The organism is Chromatiaceae bacterium (genome assembly GCA_024235395.1).
In the GTDB taxonomy this organism is placed as follows: Bacteria; Pseudomonadota; Gammaproteobacteria; order Chromatiales; family Chromatiaceae; genus Thiosocius.
Genome location: JACKMK010000004.1, coordinates 441,740 through 459,817, shown reverse-complemented (window position 1 = coordinate 459,817; position 18,078 = coordinate 441,740). Strand labels below are relative to the sequence as shown.

Below are 18,078 nucleotides of genomic sequence, written 5' to 3'. Positions count from 1 at the left end.
GATCGTGATGGGGAGCGGTGTCATGTTCGAATGACAGTTGTCATTGGATCATGACAATCCCCAGCGCTTCATGCGCTCGTAGAGGTTCTGGCGGGCAATTCCGCTGATGCGCGCAGCCTCGCTGATGTTGCCGTCAGCCGCCTTCAGCAGACGTTCCAGGTAGAACCGTTCGAATTGCGCCCGCTCATCTTCGTACTTGAGGCTTTCGGGCGCGCCGGTCGCGACATCGGTGGTGCGCAGGTGGTCCAGGTGTGCGGTGCTCACCGGACCGCCGGGGTGCAGGGCGACCAGACGCTCCACCGCGTGCCTCAACTGGCGTACGTTGCCAGGCCAGGGATGGTTTTCGATCAGTTTGATCGCATCGGGTGTGACGGGTCCGACTTCCTTGACGAATTTCTGATTGAACAGGTCAAGGAAGTGCAGCGTCAACGCCAGGATATCCTCGCGGCGCTCACGCAGCGGCGGGATACGCAGCGCGACTACGTTGATACGGTAGTACAGATCCTCGCGGAACAGCTTGTTGCGTACTTCGTCGGCGAGGCAGCGGTTGCACGCGCAGATCAGACGGAAGTCGCTGGAGCGCAGGTTGGTACCCCCGAGTCTCTGAAAGGTTCGTTCCTGGAGCACACGCAGCAGACTGCTCTGTAGTTTTGGACTCATATCCGCAACTTCGTCGAGAAACAGAGTGCCGCCATCGGCCTGTTCGAGGTAGCCGGGGGTGGTTTTCGTGGCGCCCGTGAAAGCTCCCTTTTCGTAACCAAACAAGGTGCTCTCGAGCAGTTGCTCCGACATGGCGCCACAGTTGACAGCGAACAGGCGATGTCGGGCGCGAGGGCTGCTGGCATGCAGGATGCGTGAAACCAGTTCCTTGCCGGTTCCGCTTTCGCCCTCCAGCAGCACAGTGGTATCCAGCGCGGCCACCTGTTGGATCTGTTGGAGCAAATGCTCGATGGCAGGCGACTGACCGATCAAGGTGTGGTCTCCACTGCGTCCATCCAGAGAACGTCGCAAGCTGTCGATCTCGCGGTAAGCCCGGTCGAGTTCGAGAGCCTTGTCTATCGACGACTCTAGGCTTTCGATCTCGTTGAACGGCTTTGTGAGATAGTCATACAGACCCTCGCGTACCGCACGTACCGCATCGCGCACATCGGCGTATCCGGTGATCATGATCGCGATCTGGTGCGGTCGCTCGCGACGCATCTCCTGGATCAGGTCCAGCCCGTTGCCGTCTGGCAGTCGCTGATCCATGAGGATCAGGTTGTAGTCGGAAGCCCGGAACCGGCGGCGCGCTTCAGCAGCATCCGCTGCCACCTCGAGCTTCTGCGGACGTGTGCGGAACAAGTTCTGAAAAAGTTTGACCGTGTGGCGGTCATCGTCCACGAGAAGGATCTTGCAGGTCACGTTGCACCGTCCGCGTTTACTGTGTGCTCAGGTATCCACAACGCAAAAACCGCGCCACCCCCGGGGCGATTGCTGCCGCTGGCGCGGCCGTCGTGAAGCATTGCGACGTGCTGGACCACGGCGAGACCTAGCCCGGTGCCGTTGGGCTGAGTGGTGAAGAACGGCGTGAAGAGTTTCTCTCGAATCTCGTCCGGCAACCCAGGCCCTTGATCGTGGACCTCGAGTGACCATCCCCGCCGATGTTCGTCGTCGGATTTCGGTACCAGCAAGACGCGGATCGTCCCATCTTCCGGTCCAACCTGAGTCGCGTTGGACAGCAGATTGAACAACGCGTGGCGGATCAACACGGGATCGATGTCCAGTACCAGTGGCGGCGACGGCAGCTCACTCTGGATGACCGGCTGCCGGTCCGTGCTTTGTTGGAACAGCGTAATGGTCTCGGCTATGAGCGCGGTTACCTCCGTTGGCGCGCGCTCGAAGCGTGACACCTTGGTAAAGGTCAGCATTCGCTGCAGAAACGCATGGCTGTCGGTGCCGGCCTGGCGAATATCGGCCAGCAGTTCGCGCACACGCACCGGATCGTCGGCTTCGCGTTCGGCGAGTTGTGCCATGTTGACTACGCCGACCAGTGGGTTGTTGATCTGGTGAGCGATCTCACTGATTGTCCTTCCGACTTCGGACAGCTTCTCGATCTGGACAATGCGCTGGTGTTCGGTGCTCAGACGTGCGAACTGAGTCTCCATCTGGCGCTGGCGGCGGTAGTCCCTTTCCACCCGATCGAGGATGGCGTAGAAGAGACCGAAGACCAAGGCGCCGGCCAGCAGGCTGAGCAGCGCGGCCGCGGTTAGCGACTCGCGAAATCCGGCCTGCAGCCTGGTGACATCCCGGACCACCACGATATTGCCGATTTCCCGTCCAGCCGCATCGCTCAGAGGGAGGACGGCGGTGTAGAGCGACTTTTCTCCGTACTTGGAGGCATTGCCCAGCGCGCTCGCTTGACCACTGCCGAGCTGTCCGACGATACCGGGTGGTATTTCGTCGAGCGTGTTGCTGTAGATGACGTAGTCATCGCCGTCCGACGGGCTGGCGGTGGAGTCATCGGGAGGCAGGAATCGCCGATTTACCGTGACCATCAGATCCACTCCCAGTGCATGGTGGATTTCCTCGCCGACGTGGCCGATCTCCTCGCCCAGCTCCAGATAGCCAATCAGCTTCCCATTGCGACGCCAAGGCTTGACGGCACGCAAGGTCAGGGTGCCCAGTGGACCGAGTTCGATACCCTGAGCCTCGCGGCCGGTCTGCGCTGCCTGCAAGGTGGTCGCGCGGTCGATGATATCGCCTTGGATCCCGGGCTCATGAACCCGCAGAACCACGCGGCGGTTGGCGTCGAGAAAATAGAAATGCGTCACCCGATGGCGTTCTCGAAGACGCTTGAAGAGTGGGTCCACTTGGGCAAGCAGGGCTCCGCGATCCTTGCTCTGGAATTCGTTTGCCACCGTGTCGTCCCGGCTGATCGGGCAGAGCGCAGCGTGCAGCCGCGCAGCGTCGTTGTCGATCTGTAGCTTGAACAGGCGTTCGGCTGCGCGCACGCTGGTTGCCAGATCGTGCTGGCGGGCCTTCTCTTCGTACTGGTAGGCGATGAGAAACAGTGCGCCCACGGCGACCACCAGCAGCAGGCTGAATGGGATAAGAATCGGCCCCTTGACCTTCTCGCTTTGTCGGATCATTTGGATGGGAAGGCCGCGCGGTGGTCAGGGAAGTCCCAAATATCTGCATAGACTAGCAAATCGGCCGTTTGCCGGCGGCAATCATGTGGCAGGTTTCCCGATTGATCAGTGTCGCATTGCGCAGGCCGCCGTTTGTGAACAGCTCCTCTTGGATTGCGTCCGAATTCGTGTACGGTCAGGTCGTTCTGGACGAATCCAAGGTTGGCGTTCTTCCGACTTCCGAGTAACGGATGACGTCGAACGGGTGCGCTCTTGACGGGACGGATCGGGCCGCCGACATCGTCACCCAGTTTATACTTTCGCCCTGAGCGTCTGTCGCCGCGTCGTTGGTCCGGGACTGGACCGTGGTGACGTCAGGCATCAACGACATCGCCGTGACGGCATTGGATATGTATGCGTAGACGATGACCAGACGAAGCGTTGCAGCGCCTCTGAGGCGTGTTGCGGACGAAGACCCGGTGAGATGGGGCCGGTGTTGACGCCATCATCGCCAGCTCGGTCGATAGCCATCTGGGCGAGTATCGGCATCTTTGCGCTGCTTGTCGGGCTTTGCCATTTCACCATCCAGGCAGAACGTAATCGCCTTTCGGAAAGCCTGCGTAATCAGGCGAGTAGCGCCGCGGTCGGATTGTCTTCTCGCCTCGAGGCTGAACTCAATGCCAGTGTCTATCTGGCGACCGGGCTCGCCGCCTACGTCAATGCGGCGCGCAGCCTCAGCGAGGACGAGATCCAGAAAGCGCTTGAATCGCCCTACAGGACGGGGCGCCACATTCGCAATATCGGTCTGGCGCCCGGCAACCGGCTCAGCTACGTGTACCCCCTGCAGGGCAACGAGGCGGCGCTCGGCCTCTACTATCCGGATATGGGCGCTCAATGGCCGGCGGTGAAGCGGGCGATCGAGACGCGTCAGACGGTGCTCGCGGGCCCGGTCGATCTGCGCCAGGGTGGGCGGGGTCTGATCAGCCGAACCCCGGTGTTTCTTTCCGATGGCGCCTACTGGGGATTGCTCAGCCTGGTGATGGACTCGGACAGCCTGTTCACTGCAGCGGGCCTGAACGGGCAATCGGCGCCCTATCGGTTTGCGCTCCGCGGAAAAGACGGCCTGGGTGAAGACGGTCCGGTCATCTATGGCGACCCTGGGTTGTTCGAGCGGGATTCGATCGAATTGACGTTGGCGGTGCCCGGTGGGAACTGGCGCCTCGCGGTACGGCCGGAACGTGGCTGGACGGCCGGGCAAGGGTACCTCGAAGCGATCGAAGCAGTCGCGATCGTGGTCAGTGGACTGTTGGCGATGGCGGCATATCTCTACCAGAATGGCCGGGCCCGTTTGACCAGCAGCGAGCGACGACTGCGATTGTTCATGGATACCACGCTCGACGGCGTCATCGTCCTCGACGAATCCGGTCGCGTCATCGAGTTCAACCCCGCCGCCGAGCGCCTGTTCGGCTATACGGGTGACGAGATCGTTGGTGGACCGGTCAATCGCCTGATGCCCGAGGCGGACGCGCAGCGGCACAATGACTACATCCGACGCGTGTCGACGGGCGATTCGCGGGCGATGTCCAGCAGCCGCGAGGTGATGGGCCTCAGGAAGGATGGCTCCCAGTTTCCGATCGAGGTCACCGTTGCCGAGGCCAGGGATGGTGAGTCACTGGTCCACATCGGGGTGGTGCGCGACATCAGCGAACGTCGCGCATTCGAACAGCAGTTGCTAGCACTGGCGACGACCGACAGTCTGACGGGGGCGCTGAATCGCCGGGCCTTCCTCGAGGCAGGTGAGGACGTGTTTCGCCGGTCCGTGCGGTATCGGCACCCGTTGTCGGTCCTGGCGATCGACGTCGATCATTTCAAGCGCATAAACGATACCTTCGGTCATCCGATCGGAGACGAGGTGCTGATTGACCTCGTTTCGCGCATCGGCGAAAACCTGCGCGAAACCGATGTGTTCGGCCGCTTCGGCGGGGAGGAGTTCGTCGTGCTGCTGAGCGAAGCCGACGAGCAACGTGCCATCGAAGTGGCTGATCGGTTACTCAGCGTGATCCGGGCGGCCGACCGGGTCAGCATGGAGGGCACACCGGTGCGCTACACCATCAGTATCGGTATCGCCAGTGCGGGTGAGGGCGGTCTGGGTCTCAACGACGTCATCCATGCGGCCGACAGAGCGCTTTACAACGCCAAGAATGCGGGTCGCGATCGCTACCGGGTGGCCACCTGATCACCGGTGGTCGGCAAGGGCGTGGGTGGCATCGTTGTCGCCCTGCATGTCGACATACGAAGCCGTACCCGGATGGCTGCTCACTCCCACTCCATCTCCTGGAACACCTGCTGCGCATTACGTCCCTTGAGGGTCTGGTAGTCCTCCAGGTATTCGAAACGCGATTGGTCCAGTCCGCCGATCTGGGTGATGTCGCCGCCCTCCTGCATGAAGGCGCCGACGGTCTCGCGCAGAAATACGAGGTAGTCGAGCGAGTCCGCGCGCGCGCGGGCAACGTCTGCGGGTGGGCCGTGTCCGGGGACGATGGTCAATGGCTCCAGCGCGGCCATCGTTTCGAAGGCCTCGATCCAATGACGGCTGTTGGAATGCGGCATCACGCCTAGCATTCGCCCGACATACACCACGTCGCCACTGAACAGGACGCGCTGTTGCGGCAACCAGATGAGACTGTCCCCGGGCGTGTGGGCCGGGCCGACCATGTGCAGATCGAAGGCGGTGCCGTCGACGTCGAGGTGCATGGTGTCATCGAAGGTCTCGGCGGCATAGACGGCCTCTGTGCCGGCCAGACCCTCCTTGCCGATCAGGTTGCCGAGCATGAGCATCTGGTCCTGCAGACGTGCCTGCTGATCGCGGACGGCCGCGCTGCTGGCGATGATCCGTGCACCGCGCTGCTTGAAATAGCCATTGCCCAGCCAGCGATGGTCCTGTCCACCGCTGTTGATCACGATCTTGACCGGCAGATCGGTCACCTGCTTGATGATCGCATCGATTGCCGCCGCACCCTGGTAACTGCCACCGGAATCGATCAGCACGACGCCCTGGGCTGTCACGACGAAGCCAAAGGTCGCGTTGTTACCGAGGTTGTCCGGTGTCCGGTTGCCGAAGGGGCCGACCACCGCAAAAACCTGGTCGGTGATCTTCTCGAGACGCAACGCATCGGTGTCGCTGGCGGCGATGGCGGTGCCGAGTTGCAACAGCAGTGCGGGAATCAGCAACCAAGAATGGAATCGGCATTTGTGCATGATGTCTCCTGGAGGCCGCGCCGGTGATTCGAAGAGGGCGGCGCAGTGTCGCTGCGGGTATCTTGGCATGCCTGGTGCCCGTCCGTCGCCAGGTAGGTCGGGGCCGGGATCGAGGCCGGTTGTCGAGCCGATCCTGACTGGTATTTTTTGTTGCGCGGATGGTCAGCAATTTGGCGGTCACCTCCCGGCCAACGGCCGCGGGGTCTTCCGGTTGATCGGCGTCAGGCTCTCGATCGAACCGGGTGGCCACCGGTTTAGGGTGGGCTTACCATGAAATTGGAAAGCGCCATGCTATATACGAGTCGGTTCGGGGCGGCCGATGCGGAGAGCCGGAACTCGCGGCAACCAGAACTGTCTATACGTTGCCTGCGCATGGAGCCGGCGCCCCTCGCGAGGAACTGCGATGCAACGTTACCTGATCACCGCCGCGGCCATGGCAGGTCTGCTGGTCGCCAGCGGAGCGACACTGGCCGATCGCGACCACCGTTATTGGGACGGCGACCGTCACGGACGCAGTCACCACTACAACTATGTGCCGCGTCGTAGCCACCGTACCCACACCGGCGTCTACCTCGATATAGGCCCGCTGTGGTGGCCATACAGCTACCCGCGCGCTTACTACCCGCCGTATGCGCCATCGACGATCGTGGTGAATCCGGCGCCCACGACCTATGTACAGCAACCCAGTGAGGGCACCGGTTACTGGTACTACTGTCCCTCGTCGCAGACCTACTACCCCTACGTGAAGTCCTGCCCCGGCGGCTGGATGAAGGTTGTCCCGGAAACCCCTGGGAATTGAGCGGGGCATCGTCATGAGGCATAGCGGTATCCGGGCGGTCTTGCTGTTGGGAATCGGGTTGATGGGCGGCTGTGCGACCCTGCCGGACGGTCCCAGCGTCATGGTGCTGCCGGGGAGTGGCAAGAGTTTCGAACAGTTCCAGGTGGATGACCTGGCATGCCGGGATTTCGCGCTGTACCGAATTGGCGGCGTCAATGCCCAGCGTGCCCTGGACGAGAGTACCGCCAAGACCGCTGCCGCAACCGCACTGCTCGGTGCGGCCGTCGGTGCCGCGGCCGATGGCAGTCACGGTGCCGGGGTCGGTGCCGCGAGTGGGGCGCTGGTAGGTACTGCGGTCGGTTCGGGCGTCGGTTCGGGTGCGGCCTGGGACGCGCAGCGCCGCTACGACAACGCCTATCAGCAATGCATGTACGCCAAGGGACATCAGATCCCCGTCTCGGAGGCCTGGAGCCGCAGCTTGTCGCGTCGCTACCACGCGGCCCCGCCGCCACCACCACCGGGTGCGACCAGCCGGACACTCGGCATTCCGGCGCCGCCCCCTGGTCCGCCCCCACCGCCGCCCCCGGGCCAATAGGTGCCACCGGGGACCTGGTTTCATCCCGAACTGAAAGGTCTCCCCGGGAGTGCTGCTGTCAGCATTGCTTACAGGTAACGTCGCCACCGACAGGGCTTTTCACGCAAGCCATTGTTTCGGCGACGTGTTCGGTCGACGGCCTTCAAATTGCATCTTGTTCTGAGTCCCGTTTCACGATCGAAACGGTCGTGAGGCGGGTCCCCGGAAGCCCGCAGTGATCGACGCCGATCGGGCCTGAGCCGACTTCTTGGGAGGGACGGTCGCGCCACGAGTCTCTACCCCCGTAGTTTCGACCTTGGGTGCCGCCGTGCCGCTCAGACAGCGGCATCTGTCGTGATCGATGGTCGGCGTACGGACGGGCGGGTCGAGGGGGCCAGGCATGGAAGCTTTCGGGCGGTCGCGGCCCGCAGTTTGCATTGCCCGCTTGCGACCGGCTGCGTCACCACCACCAGGTCTAGAGCAACGCCGGGCCCATGCGCGGCGTCAGCCGACCGTCGAAGGAGAACTATATGAAAAATGCTTCTGTTGCCGCCTTTCTGCTCGTAGCGCTATGTCCCACCGCCGATGCAGCCTATTCGACGCCGGTCCGCATCGTCGAGCAGCCTGTCACCACCCAGGCGTCCAAGACGCCGATGAACGTCGACGTGCAATTCGTCATGAGCAACGCCGTCATCAATCCGAATAACCAGTTGCTCTATGCGGTACCGGCGGACAAGCGCTTCGTGATCGAATCCATCAGCGTGTGGAGCTTCACGACGAGTTGTTCTTTTTTTCTCAAGCCGAGCATCACGACGACCGCCGGCGGCGAGACCTCCGAGTTCCGCCTGCCGATACCGGACCGCGCCTTCAGTCCAGGTGGGTCCGGGTTCTATACCCACAACAGCACCTGGCCCATCAAACTGTACGCCGATCCGAACAGCAACATCTTCGTGAATGCAATCCGCACCGATGGAGGATGCAGTGTGACGCTGCGGATCAGTGTTTCGGGGTACCTGGAGTTTGACGAATAGCCACCCGGGATCGCGGAGAGGCCGGCGCGTGCGGGACCGGTGCCTCGCGCGCCGCGCCCGGTCCACAACGGATCCAGTGTCGCCGGGGTGGGTTGCCTGCAGCATCGTCGATCGTTCGCTGCCGGCGCTAAGGTGGCGTTGACAACGCCGCCATCCGCTTGCCGACCCTGTCGACGAGCAGGTCTACCCGGTGCGCGATCTGGGTGTCCAGTGTGTCGCGCAATCGCTTCGACATGTCCGGGGTTGCCAGGCCCTTGCGCCGATACTCCTCGTACACCGGAGAACCTTCAAGCCATTCGAGGAACCGGGACGAGACGTAGTGGTGTACCGCGTCTTTCGATATGTGCCGTCCCATGCTGGTGCCGCCGACATGTACCCAGCCTTCCGGAGCGGTATCCAGTTTGTGGAACCTGTAACCGTCCTGCACCGCAAGGACGCTGAGCATCAAAAACGAGTCAAAAAAGGATTGATACTCTTTCGGTGGATTTCGCATCGAAAAGCCCGCGTTCGCGAGCATGTCGGAAAGATGCCCCGGGATCGTCTTGTAGAGTTGCGCTCCGACACCGTGGCGCCGCATGACCTCTTGCAGGCGCCGGGTATGCAGGTACATGAAGTGCGTGGTCGGTACCTCGCTTCCGGTCGGCGCATTGCGCCAGGCATCTGCACAGACCGCGAACTCGTCCTCGGCAAAACGCAGTTGCTCGAACACCGTATCGTCAAACAGGAAGAAGTCGTGGTCGATGATGCCGAAATCACGCCCACTGCTTCGCAGCAGTACGCTGAGCAGATGGCCGTGTGGCCAGCATGTCCCCGGTAATGTCCAGAGGCGCAGTGTAGGCACGGCGGGAAACCGGTCGCGCAGGGCTTGTTCTTCGGTGCGTGAAACACCATTCAGCACGAACACGATGCGGGCATGCCGCTGAATGAGCGACGCCGCCGGTATCAGGAAATGCAGCGCCCGCGGCACGGCGATGACGTAGAAATAGATGCCCTCCGGTCCGGTAAAGCGCTGCAGCGCTCGTGCTGTCCGCCGATCGGTCACGCGCTGTCGGTCCATCAAGGCATACACAAGGCTTGCAAGGCGATTGTAGGCACGCCATGCGAGCAGGCGGGGCAGTTCCCATGCCAGTGCGCGCGTCGCGGGTATGCCGACCAAAGACGTCCGAGCAAGGAACAGCCGCAGTCTCGACAGATTGGTTGCGATGATGTTCATGCGTGCGTGCAGAAGCCGGAGGTCTCCGCGGGGGGCGAAACCCGTTGAAAACAAGCACCGGTCAACGACGAAGATTCAACGATTCACTGCTGAGGGCCGGCCGGGTAGTCGTCATTGACCGGGCGGGCGACCCTGAATCCAAGCAACTGGCTGCGATAGCTGGGCGGATTCCCGTTCCGGACCGCCGCACGCACAGAGGCCGGGCCGCTCCAGCCTCCTCCACGGTAGACCCTGCGGGCGCAGTCATCCGAGACCTTTGCAGAACCGTCCTTTGGAGCGCCTATGTAATTGACCCACTGACAGTCCTCTACCCATTCCCAGACATTGCCGAGCATGTCGTACAGGCCGAAATCGTTCGGCTTGAACGAGCCGACTGGCGATGTCTCCAGATAGCCGTCTTTGCATGCGTGCGGCTCCCAGTCGAAGTTGCGGAATTCCTGGCTGGAGGCGTCATAGACATTGGCGTAGTCGCACGCGAGTTCGGGATCGTCACCCCAGAATCGCGAGGTGCGCGTGCCCGCCCGTGCAGCGTATTCCCACTCCGACTCGGATAGCAGCCGATAGGGCATGCCGGTCTTCATCGAAAGCCAGGACACATAGGCGTGGGCATCCCGCCAGTTGACGCACACAGCCGGATGGTCGTCTTCCTGGCGGAAGTCCGGGTAGCTCCAGTCGCGGTTCGGCATACTGACCCATTCGGAACCGACCCATGCATAGCACGAGCCCTTCGCGTTGTGTCCGCTGGCTTTGACGAACGCCTCGTATTGCTTGCGGGTGATCTCGAAGCGACCCACGGCGAGGGGTCGCGGAATGCGGACTACGTGGCGGGGACGTTCCGAATCACCGCTCCCGACCTCGCGTGCTGCGGCACCCATCTGGAACTTGCCGGCCGGGATCACCGTCATCTCAGGACATTCGGGGCAGTCACGAAAGATCGTCCTGCCGCCGTCGCCACGATCGCCGGATGTCGCGGCGGGGGCGCTTCTGTCACCGCTTTGCGATGCTTCGAACCGGCGCAGCCGGCTGGAGGCGAGGGGCGCAAACCGGCCTTCAGGATACTGCTGCAGGTAAGCGCGAAAATCGCCCGCGTTTTCGCTGTCCTTGATGCTGTCCCAGAATGACAGTTCGAAGGCGGCAGAGTCGCTGATTCGCCGCGCGGGGACTGGGTCTGCCGATGCGGAGGTGGCTTCGGAAGATCCCGCGAAGTAGAAATCGCCGACCATGCTGCCTTCCATCCAGGGCTCCTGCTGGCCTTTCGAGTCCTCCATGACACCGGCGACGACGCGTTTGAGGTCCTGTTCGATCGGCCGGTTGGGGACACCGATCTGGGCGAGCAGGTGCTGCGTGTAGAGGCCGTGGTCGCCTTCGCCATCGGCTGCCACACTGCCGGGACGGGTGGCAAACGAGATCAGCGTACCGGAGGGTGCATCGACGCGCGCCAGACCTCCTGCAGCCGAACGGAAGCTGCGCATGAACGGGTTGTTGCGGCAAGCGTCCAGAAAGATCAGGTTCAGCCGCGTCTTGCCTTCGTCCATGATCTCCAGTACCTGGTTGAGGTTGATGCTGTTGAGCGGCACGTCTTCCTCGCTCCGGATGTCCGCATCGACGCTCGGCAGATAGTTGATACCCTTGATCTGGACCCCGTGACCTGCATAGAAGAACAGCGCGACCCCCCCGGGTACCAGCCGCGAGCGGAATTCGCGCAGTGTCTCGCTGATCTGTCGGGTAGTCAGGTCTTCGCGACTCACCACGTCGAACCCGTGGCTCTCGAGCTTGGCGGCCATGGCGCGCGCATCGTTGCCAGGGTTGCTGAGTGGTGAATTGTGGTAGGCCGAATTGCCGATCACCAGTGCGATGCGCTGCTCGCCGGAGGCGTTCGGCTGGGCGACGATCGATGCCGTGAAAAGCGTGCCGGCAAGCAAAAACAGATAACGCAATCCGCGCTGAATGCTTCTCATGGCACCGATGGTAGTATGAAAAACCACCGGATGCATGTGTTCGCCCGTACATACTCCATGCCCGCCTCGCCCTCTGCCGTCGACGTGATTGCACCGCCGCCCCTTGCCGCGTGGCGTCGCCTTTTAATTCTCCTCGTGGCTGCGCAATGCCTGGCGCTGGTGCTGCTTGGTGCCATGCTGCTCAACGAGCACCGCGGCCTTCTGAGGGAACTGACCTTGTCGCGGATCGAGATCCAGGCCGGTGATCTGGAAGCTGTGCTCCGCACCGGCGCACTCACGGGCCTGCGGCCGGACGAGATTCACAACCTCGACGCCATGGTGGCCCGGCTGAAGAAGGCCGACCCGGCAATCGCCGACATCGAGGTGGTAACGGTCGATGGCGATATCGCCCGAGTTGTCTCCGCCTCCACGCCCTCACGGATGGCGGCGGTGCTTACGTCGGAGGAGTGGCGTTCGATGAGGTCGTTGCGGGATTCTTCCCACGTCCGGTCCGCGTCCGGAACGACGATTGCGGCAAGTATCCGTGATGCCGCAGACGACGTCGTCGGTGGCTTGCGCGTCGGCGTGGCCGCTGCGGTCCTGCAACGAGAGGAGAGGCGCATCGCGGGCCTGCTCTGGCCGCGCATCGCCGCTGCCATCGCCGTGATGATACTCATCACCCTTGCGGCTCTCGGGTGGTTGAGATCCAGTGGCACCGGTGGCCCATGGCTGCGCCGCCGTGTCATGGCCGTTGCGTTGCTGACGACGTTCGCCGCAGGTGTTCAGGTGGCATGGAATGCCAAGGGTTTGCTGGAAGCGACCCTGACACCCGTGCTCACGTCCAAGGTGGAGATGGTGGCTGAGTTGCTTGCGGGCAAGCTGGCGCGGGCCGAGGCGCTCGGCATCCCGTTGGAGAAGCTGCCTGGCGTCGACGCGTATTTCGACGGTGTCGTCGCAAAACATCCTGGGGTCGCCGCGCTGAAGCTGATCGACAACGGGGGTGCGACCCTTGCCCGGCAGGGTGTGACGACCGGCGATTGGATCGAGCACACGGCGGGTTCCGGGCGCATCGCCGTGGCGGCCGATGGGGAATTCGTCGCCCGGCGCCTCGGCGAACTGGGCGCGGACGTCGGCATTGTACTGCTGGTGGCGGTCGTGGTGTTTCGGGAATTGCTCCGCGCCTTGCTGGTCGGTCTGCCGGGCGGTGGAGAAAGTACCGCAGAGCGGCTGCAGTCCCTGCGCTTGCCGCTGTTCCTGTTCATTCTGACCGAAGAGATGTCGCGCTCCTTCCTGCCGCTGTACATCAAGTCGTTTGCGACCGGTGAGAGCTTTCTCGGCAGTGAGACCGAGATCGGGCTGCCGATTGCGATCTACATGCTGTTCTTCGCCCTGGCCACCCCCTTTGCAGGTCGCTGGGCGGATCGGTGGGGGATCGCACGGGTGTTTGCGGCCGGTGTCGGCCTGACGCTGCTGGGCTTTCTATGGACCGCCTTGGCGGGCAGCTACTGGGAATTGCTGCCGGCGCGTGCCTTGTGTGCCTGGGGGTACGCCACCGGGACCATGGCCTGCCAGCGTCAACTGATCGTCTTGACCAGCCGGGCCGATCGGGCGCGCGGCCTGGCGTTGTTCGTCGGCGCTGTGGGTATTGCGGCGATCTGTGGCTCGGCGCTCGGAGGCGTGCTTGCGGATCAGTTCGGTTTCCGGCCGGTATTCGCCGTTTCGGCGCTGCTGGGTCTGCTGGCTCTCGTGATCTTCCGGTTGACGCAGCGCGGTAGCAACGAACACCACGAGGCGATCCCTCCTTTGCGTATGTCGGAGATCCGGCGGCTGTTGATGAACCGCCGTTTTGCCGCGTTGATGCTGGGCGGGGCTGTCCCCGCGAAAATTGCCCTGGCCGGTTTCCTGTTCTATCTTGCGCCGTTGACACTACATCAGCTGGACTACAGCCCCGCCGAAATCGGCCGGGCCGTGATGGTGTATTTCATCCTGGTGTCGACGATCAATCCGGTCGCATCCTGGCTTTCGGATCGCTATCGCTGGCGCCTGTCCCTGACACTTGTCGGAGGTGGCGTGATAGGCCTCGGCGGATTGGCTGGCCTGGGTGCGTGGTTGTTTGGCGAGATGAATTCGGTGTGGCTCGTCTGGATCGGCATCCTGACCCTGGGCATAGGTACCGGACTCGCCAGTGCGCCGATGCAGGCGCTTGCCACCGAGATCGGTGCCAGGACCGGCGCCACATCCGTTGCGGTGATGCTGCGCACCCTGGAGCGGCTGGGCAGTTTCGTCGGACCGCTCTGGGCCGGTGTCTGGTTGGCAACGACGGGTTGGGGTGGCGCGATGGCCGCCATCGGCGTGGTCGTCCTGGTGGGTACGCTTGTCTGCCTTACCGCCCGCGAGGGCCGATGAGGTCATCCCGCCTACTGCTTGCCGTGCTGCTCTGGTTCGCCACCGCTGCGGCCGGTGCAACCCAGCCGCGCCCCTACCATGTGGTGATGCTTCTCTTTCGTGGCTGCGAAGAGGCCTGTCAGGGTTTTCAGGACCACTTCAGGAGACAGAAGGTGCCGGTGCGTTTCACCCTGCGCGATGCGTCGCAGGACAAACGCCTGATTCCCGGTTTCGTCGCCGAGGCCAAGCGCATGCGACCCGATCTGGTGGTCGCCTGGGGCACCAGCGTTGCTGTGGCAACCGCGGGGCAGTGGGATGCGGTGGATCCCGCCGTACATATCACGGATATCCCTGTGGTGTTCATGGCGGTCACCGATCCTGTACGCAGCCGCCTGATCCCCTCGCTGGCCGGATCCGGCCGCAACCTCGCCGGTACCTTGTACCTCCTTCCGGTCGACGAACAGTTGCGGGCGGCCAGGACCTACCTGGACTTCCGTACGATCGGTTTTCTCTACAACCCGGCAGAGGCGAATTCCCGGATCAGCCTGGAAGATCTGCGTGCCGCCGCGGCGCGTGTCGGCGCCACCGTGGTTGCCGAAACGCTGGCGCTGGATGCCAGCGGTCGACCCGACCCCAGTGGAATACCGGACCATTTCTCAGCGCTGGCCGCGGCGGGCGTCGATCTGTTCTATTGTTCCCCGGACAGCTTCATCAACAGCCAACGCGAACGGATCACTGCCGAGGCCTTGAATAACCGTCTGCCGCTATTCGCCGCTGCGGAAGCACCGGTCGCGCAGGCGGATGGCCTGTTCGGCGTGGTCGTGCGCTACGATCGCGTGGGCAGGTTCACCGCACGGCTCGCGTTGCGCATTCTTCAGGATGGGGTTCGGCCAGGCGACATGCCGGTGGAGTTGCCGCGCCAGTTTTCCTATCTGATCAACCTGCACACCGTCAAGGTGTTGGAGCGCTATCCGCCGCTGTCCCTGCTCGACGTGGCCGAGTTCGTTGGCGACGGGGAAGGCGCCCGGTGAAACTCGTCCTTTGCGTGAAACGCGATCTGCATGGCTGCATGTTTCTCAATCAGCTGCTGCCGCAACTAGCCGGTCACGAACTGCATGTACTGCTGTCGGACAAGACCCGGCCGGCAGAACAACAGATTCCGGCACTGAGAGAACTTGCCTATCTCGAACGCAGCCTGCCATGCGACCGCCTGTTTCCTTTGCTGGATCGCCAGCTGGTCAGTGGGGAGTGGGCGACATTCGCCGGACTGGAGGAACGGTACGACGTCGCTCTCGAAGTGGTGGAAGATGTCAATGCGCCATCGCTGGTCGACCGCCTGGCGGCGTTCGCGCCCGACCTGATCGTGTCCGCCCGATTCAGCCATATATTCCAGCCGCAGGTCATCGCCATTGCACGTCATGGAGCGGTCAATATCCATCCAGGCGAACTGCCGGTCTATGCCGGCCTGTTCGCCCCCATGCGTACCATTGCCGAAGGCGGTGGAACGCTCGTCAGCTGCATGCATTTCATCGATGGGGGGATCGACACGGGCCCCGTGATTGCGACGCGGCACTTGCCCTTTCGCACCGATGAGGGGTTGCTCGAGCAGATTGCCGAACTCTACGTGCTGGCGATCCCCCTGCTGCTCGACCTGATCGCTCGACTTGGACGCGATGAGGAGATTCCAAGCATCCCGCAAGACGTCAGCCGACGCCGTTATCGCTCCATGCCCGACGCCAACGAAGTCGAAGCCTTCCTCGCTGCCGGCCATCGCTTCTGGAAACCCCGATCCTACGACGCCCTGTTGGCGCGGTTCGTGCCGGCCACCCCGCCAGCGGCAGACGCCGACGCGCGCCTCGCGATCATCGAGACAATCCGTAGCGGGGAGGATCTGCAAGCCTTTTCGTTCGAAGACGAGTCTTGATCGGCACGCTACAGCATACGAATCCGGTACGGGACGTCGGGTTGTCCGACTGGAAGGTGCGAGGATCCATCGGTGCCTCGTGGGTTCATCAGGGGCGAACGCACGACAGGTGACCCAGCATCGGCCGCAGTCGGATTCGCACCAAGCCTTGCCAGCCGCGACGCGCGTGGGGATCGGCTGGATCTGTTCAGAGAAGCTTGGAAGTAGCCGCATCAACACCCACGGCGCTTTCTGGCAGCTCGAACCACACCTCGTCGCTCGGGTTCGGAATCTGGCGGATCTCGGCCCGTCGTTCCCCGTGCACGACCATGTCGGCGCTCCATGGACAGGCCGACCCGCTTTGCCGGCTGCTCAAGGAATTCGGATCCCTTCATACTCTGTGCGGGCAAGCGGCAACGCCGGGATTCCGTCCCAAGAACGCCGGGATAGGGGGGTGGTGCGGTTAAAGCAAGAACCGTTTTCGCCGCTACAGGCTCATTAAACCCGAGCCTTACCCAGCATGCGCCCGATAGCCGGTGAGCGATTTGAGCACCAGACGACCGAACAGCGGGTCATGGTCGCGCGGCAGCCCATCTATAACAGCAATATGGGCGTGTTCGGCTACGAACTCCTGTTCCGGTCACCTGCCGGGGACGGCACCGGGCTGAAACCCACAGAGGCGACCGCGCAGGTTCTTGCCTCGACGATCATGGAATTCGGCTTGGACAAATTCGTCCACGGCCGCAAGGCGGTTATCAACGTCACGCCGGCCTTTGTCGAGGTGATCTCCGATGTCCAGCTGGCGCCGGACCAGATAATCCTCGACATTCCCGGCAACATGCGGGTGGACGAGAAACAGGCCATCCGCCTGAAAGAACTCCGCGAACTGGGCTATGGTCTCTCGGTCAGCGGCCTCGCCAATCTCAAGAATCCGCAGCTGCTCCCGATCGCAAGCATCTTTCAGGTCGACGTACAGAAAGTGAGGGCGGACCTGTTGGATCCCCTGATCAAATTTCTCAGGCGATACGACAACCTGGCCCTTCAGGCGCTGAAAATAGAGACATCGGAACAATACCGAACCTATTGCGACAAGGGGTTCGACTATCTGCAGGGGTACTTCCTCAGCAAACCGCGCGTCTATGTCAGCCGCAACCTGACCGCGAACAAGCTGGCGATATTGCAGGTGCTCGCGACCACGCACAATATCGATACGCCCATCGAGAAGCTGGAGCAACAGATCACGAGCGACGTGTCACTGAGCTACAAGCTGTTGAAGCTGGTCAACGCACCGTTCTTCGGTTTGGCGCGTGAAGTGGATTCGATCAAACATGCCATCGTGTTGCTTGGAAGGGACGAGATTCGCAAGTGGATATCGCTGTTGGCGTTGGGGGGTATGAGCGACGAGCCCGTTGCCGTCATGGAGATCGCCGTGCTGCGGGCCAAGATCTGCGAACTTCTGGCGCAAAGGGCCGGTCTGCCGCAAGACAGTTATTTCACCGTCGGCATGTTCTCGGCACTTGATCTGCTGATGAAACAGCCGATCAAAAGCATTCTGGCGCAGTTGCCACTGAGTGAATCGATCAAATCGGCCATCCTCGAACGAGAGGGATTGATGGGGGAGGCGCTGGACTGCGCTATCGCGATAGAAAACGCGCAATGGTCAGGGATCAGATTCTCGGGCCTCGAACACAGTGAACTGTCAGAGGCCTACCGGCAGGCAGTCGAGTGGACCGACGACGTCATGGGGCATTTTTAAGCGCATCGCCGTTTCGCGGAAGGCGAAGCGCCCCCCGCGGTCAAATTCATGGTTTTCTCGTTCAGCGGCGGAGCGTGCCGATTCGCACGGTGCATGGCGTCCGCCGGCGTGGGATTGTGTTCCGTCCGTTGGACCA

Annotated in this window: 13 protein-coding genes; 8 read left to right on the top strand and 5 right to left on the bottom strand. The window is 62.4% G+C overall.

The genetic code is table 11. The features are described 5' to 3' along the window. Positions 1–48: 48 nt before the first annotated feature. Together H6955_20545 and H6955_20540 are read right to left on the bottom strand one after the other, a co-directional pair. On the bottom strand, positions 49–1,401 hold the full coding sequence (locus tag H6955_20545; GenBank protein MCP5315959.1) for a sigma-54-dependent Fis family transcriptional regulator: 1,353 nt from the start codon (positions 1,399–1,401) through the stop codon (positions 49–51). Further along, entirely contained in the window at positions 1,398–3,128 is a 1,731-nt protein-coding gene (locus H6955_20540; protein MCP5315958.1) for a histidine kinase, read from the bottom strand. Before H6955_20540 ends, H6955_20545 begins: the two co-directional genes overlap by 4 nt. Before the next feature lie 463 nt (positions 3,129–3,591). Here H6955_20540 and H6955_20535 point away from each other — a divergent pair, with 463 nt between their 5' ends. Next, complete coding sequence (locus H6955_20535) at positions 3,592–5,343, top strand: diguanylate cyclase (protein MCP5315957.1); 1,752 nt, start codon at positions 3,592–3,594, stop codon at positions 5,341–5,343. Positions 5,344–5,423: 80 nt separating this feature from the next. Here the strand turns inward: H6955_20535 and H6955_20530 are convergent, their stop codons facing one another. After that, positions 5,424–6,365 (bottom strand): MBL fold metallo-hydrolase, encoded by a 942-nt coding sequence (locus H6955_20530; protein MCP5315956.1) that lies wholly within the window; start codon positions 6,363–6,365, stop codon positions 5,424–5,426. 532 nt (positions 6,366–6,897) lie between these two features. Here H6955_20530 and H6955_20525 point away from each other — a divergent pair. The 3 genes from H6955_20525 (at position 6,898) to H6955_20515 (ending at position 8,748) form a co-directional block, all read left to right on the top strand. Then, positions 6,898–7,164 carry a hypothetical protein gene (locus tag H6955_20525; protein ID MCP5315955.1) on the top strand — a complete coding sequence of 89 codons (267 nt, stop codon included), beginning with the start codon at positions 6,898–6,900 and terminating at the stop codon, positions 7,162–7,164. Positions 7,165–7,177: 13 nt separating this feature from the next. Then, positions 7,178–7,738 (top strand): hypothetical protein, encoded by a 561-nt coding sequence (locus H6955_20520; protein ID MCP5315954.1) that lies wholly within the window; start codon positions 7,178–7,180, stop codon positions 7,736–7,738. A 473-nt stretch (positions 7,739–8,211) separates the two neighbouring features. Then, on the top strand, positions 8,212–8,748 hold the full coding sequence (locus tag H6955_20515; protein ID MCP5315953.1) for a hypothetical protein: 537 nt from the start codon (positions 8,212–8,214) through the stop codon (positions 8,746–8,748). A gap of 127 nt (positions 8,749–8,875) precedes the next feature. Here the strand turns inward: H6955_20515 and H6955_20510 are convergent, their stop codons facing one another. Continuing rightward, entirely contained in the window at positions 8,876–9,961 is a 1,086-nt protein-coding gene (locus tag H6955_20510) for a hypothetical protein (protein MCP5315952.1), read from the bottom strand. An 83-nt stretch (positions 9,962–10,044) separates the two neighbouring features. Continuing rightward, a complete protein-coding gene (locus tag H6955_20505; protein MCP5315951.1) occupies positions 10,045–11,919 on the bottom strand; it encodes an SUMF1/EgtB/PvdO family nonheme iron enzyme in 1,875 nt (624 codons plus the stop codon). 135 nt (positions 11,920–12,054) lie between these two features. Here H6955_20505 and H6955_20500 point away from each other — a divergent pair, with 135 nt between their 5' ends. From H6955_20500 to H6955_20485, 4 genes are all read left to right on the top strand, one after another. Beyond that, a complete protein-coding gene (locus tag H6955_20500) occupies positions 12,055–14,304 on the top strand; it encodes an MFS transporter (GenBank protein ID MCP5315950.1) in 2,250 nt (749 codons plus the stop codon). Beyond that, on the top strand, positions 14,301–15,314 hold the full coding sequence (locus tag H6955_20495; GenBank protein ID MCP5315949.1) for an ABC transporter substrate-binding protein: 1,014 nt from the start codon (positions 14,301–14,303) through the stop codon (positions 15,312–15,314). Before H6955_20500 ends, H6955_20495 begins: the two co-directional genes overlap by 4 nt. Then, a complete protein-coding gene (locus tag H6955_20490; GenBank protein MCP5315948.1) occupies positions 15,311–16,207 on the top strand; it encodes a methionyl-tRNA formyltransferase in 897 nt (298 codons plus the stop codon). Before H6955_20495 ends, H6955_20490 begins: the two co-directional genes overlap by 4 nt. A gap of 499 nt (positions 16,208–16,706) precedes the next feature. Beyond that, positions 16,707–17,942, top strand: a complete 1,236-nt coding sequence (locus H6955_20485; GenBank protein MCP5315947.1) for an HDOD domain-containing protein — start codon at positions 16,707–16,709, stop codon at positions 17,940–17,942. Positions 17,943–18,078: the final 136 nt, after the last annotated feature.

Coding starts and splice junctions, on each gene's coding strand:
- H6955_20530 (MCP5315956.1), bottom strand. CDS start 6,365: ATGCACAAATGCCGATTCCATTCTTGGTTGCTGATTCCCGCACTGCTG.
- H6955_20520 (MCP5315954.1), top strand. CDS start 7,178: ATGAGGCATAGCGGTATCCGGGCGGTCTTGCTGTTGGGAATCGGGTTG.
- H6955_20515 (MCP5315953.1), top strand. CDS start 8,212: ATGCGCGGCGTCAGCCGACCGTCGAAGGAGAACTATATGAAAAATGCT.
- H6955_20510 (MCP5315952.1), bottom strand. CDS start 9,961: ATGAACATCATCGCAACCAATCTGTCGAGACTGCGGCTGTTCCTTGCT.
- H6955_20485 (MCP5315947.1), top strand. CDS start 16,707: ATGCGCCCGATAGCCGGTGAGCGATTTGAGCACCAGACGACCGAACAG.
- H6955_20535 (MCP5315957.1), top strand. CDS start 3,592: ATGGGGCCGGTGTTGACGCCATCATCGCCAGCTCGGTCGATAGCCATC.
- H6955_20495 (MCP5315949.1), top strand. CDS start 14,301: ATGAGGTCATCCCGCCTACTGCTTGCCGTGCTGCTCTGGTTCGCCACC.
- H6955_20505 (MCP5315951.1), bottom strand. CDS start 11,919: ATGAGAAGCATTCAGCGCGGATTGCGTTATCTGTTTTTGCTTGCCGGC.
- H6955_20540 (MCP5315958.1), bottom strand. CDS start 3,128: ATGATCCGACAAAGCGAGAAGGTCAAGGGGCCGATTCTTATCCCATTC.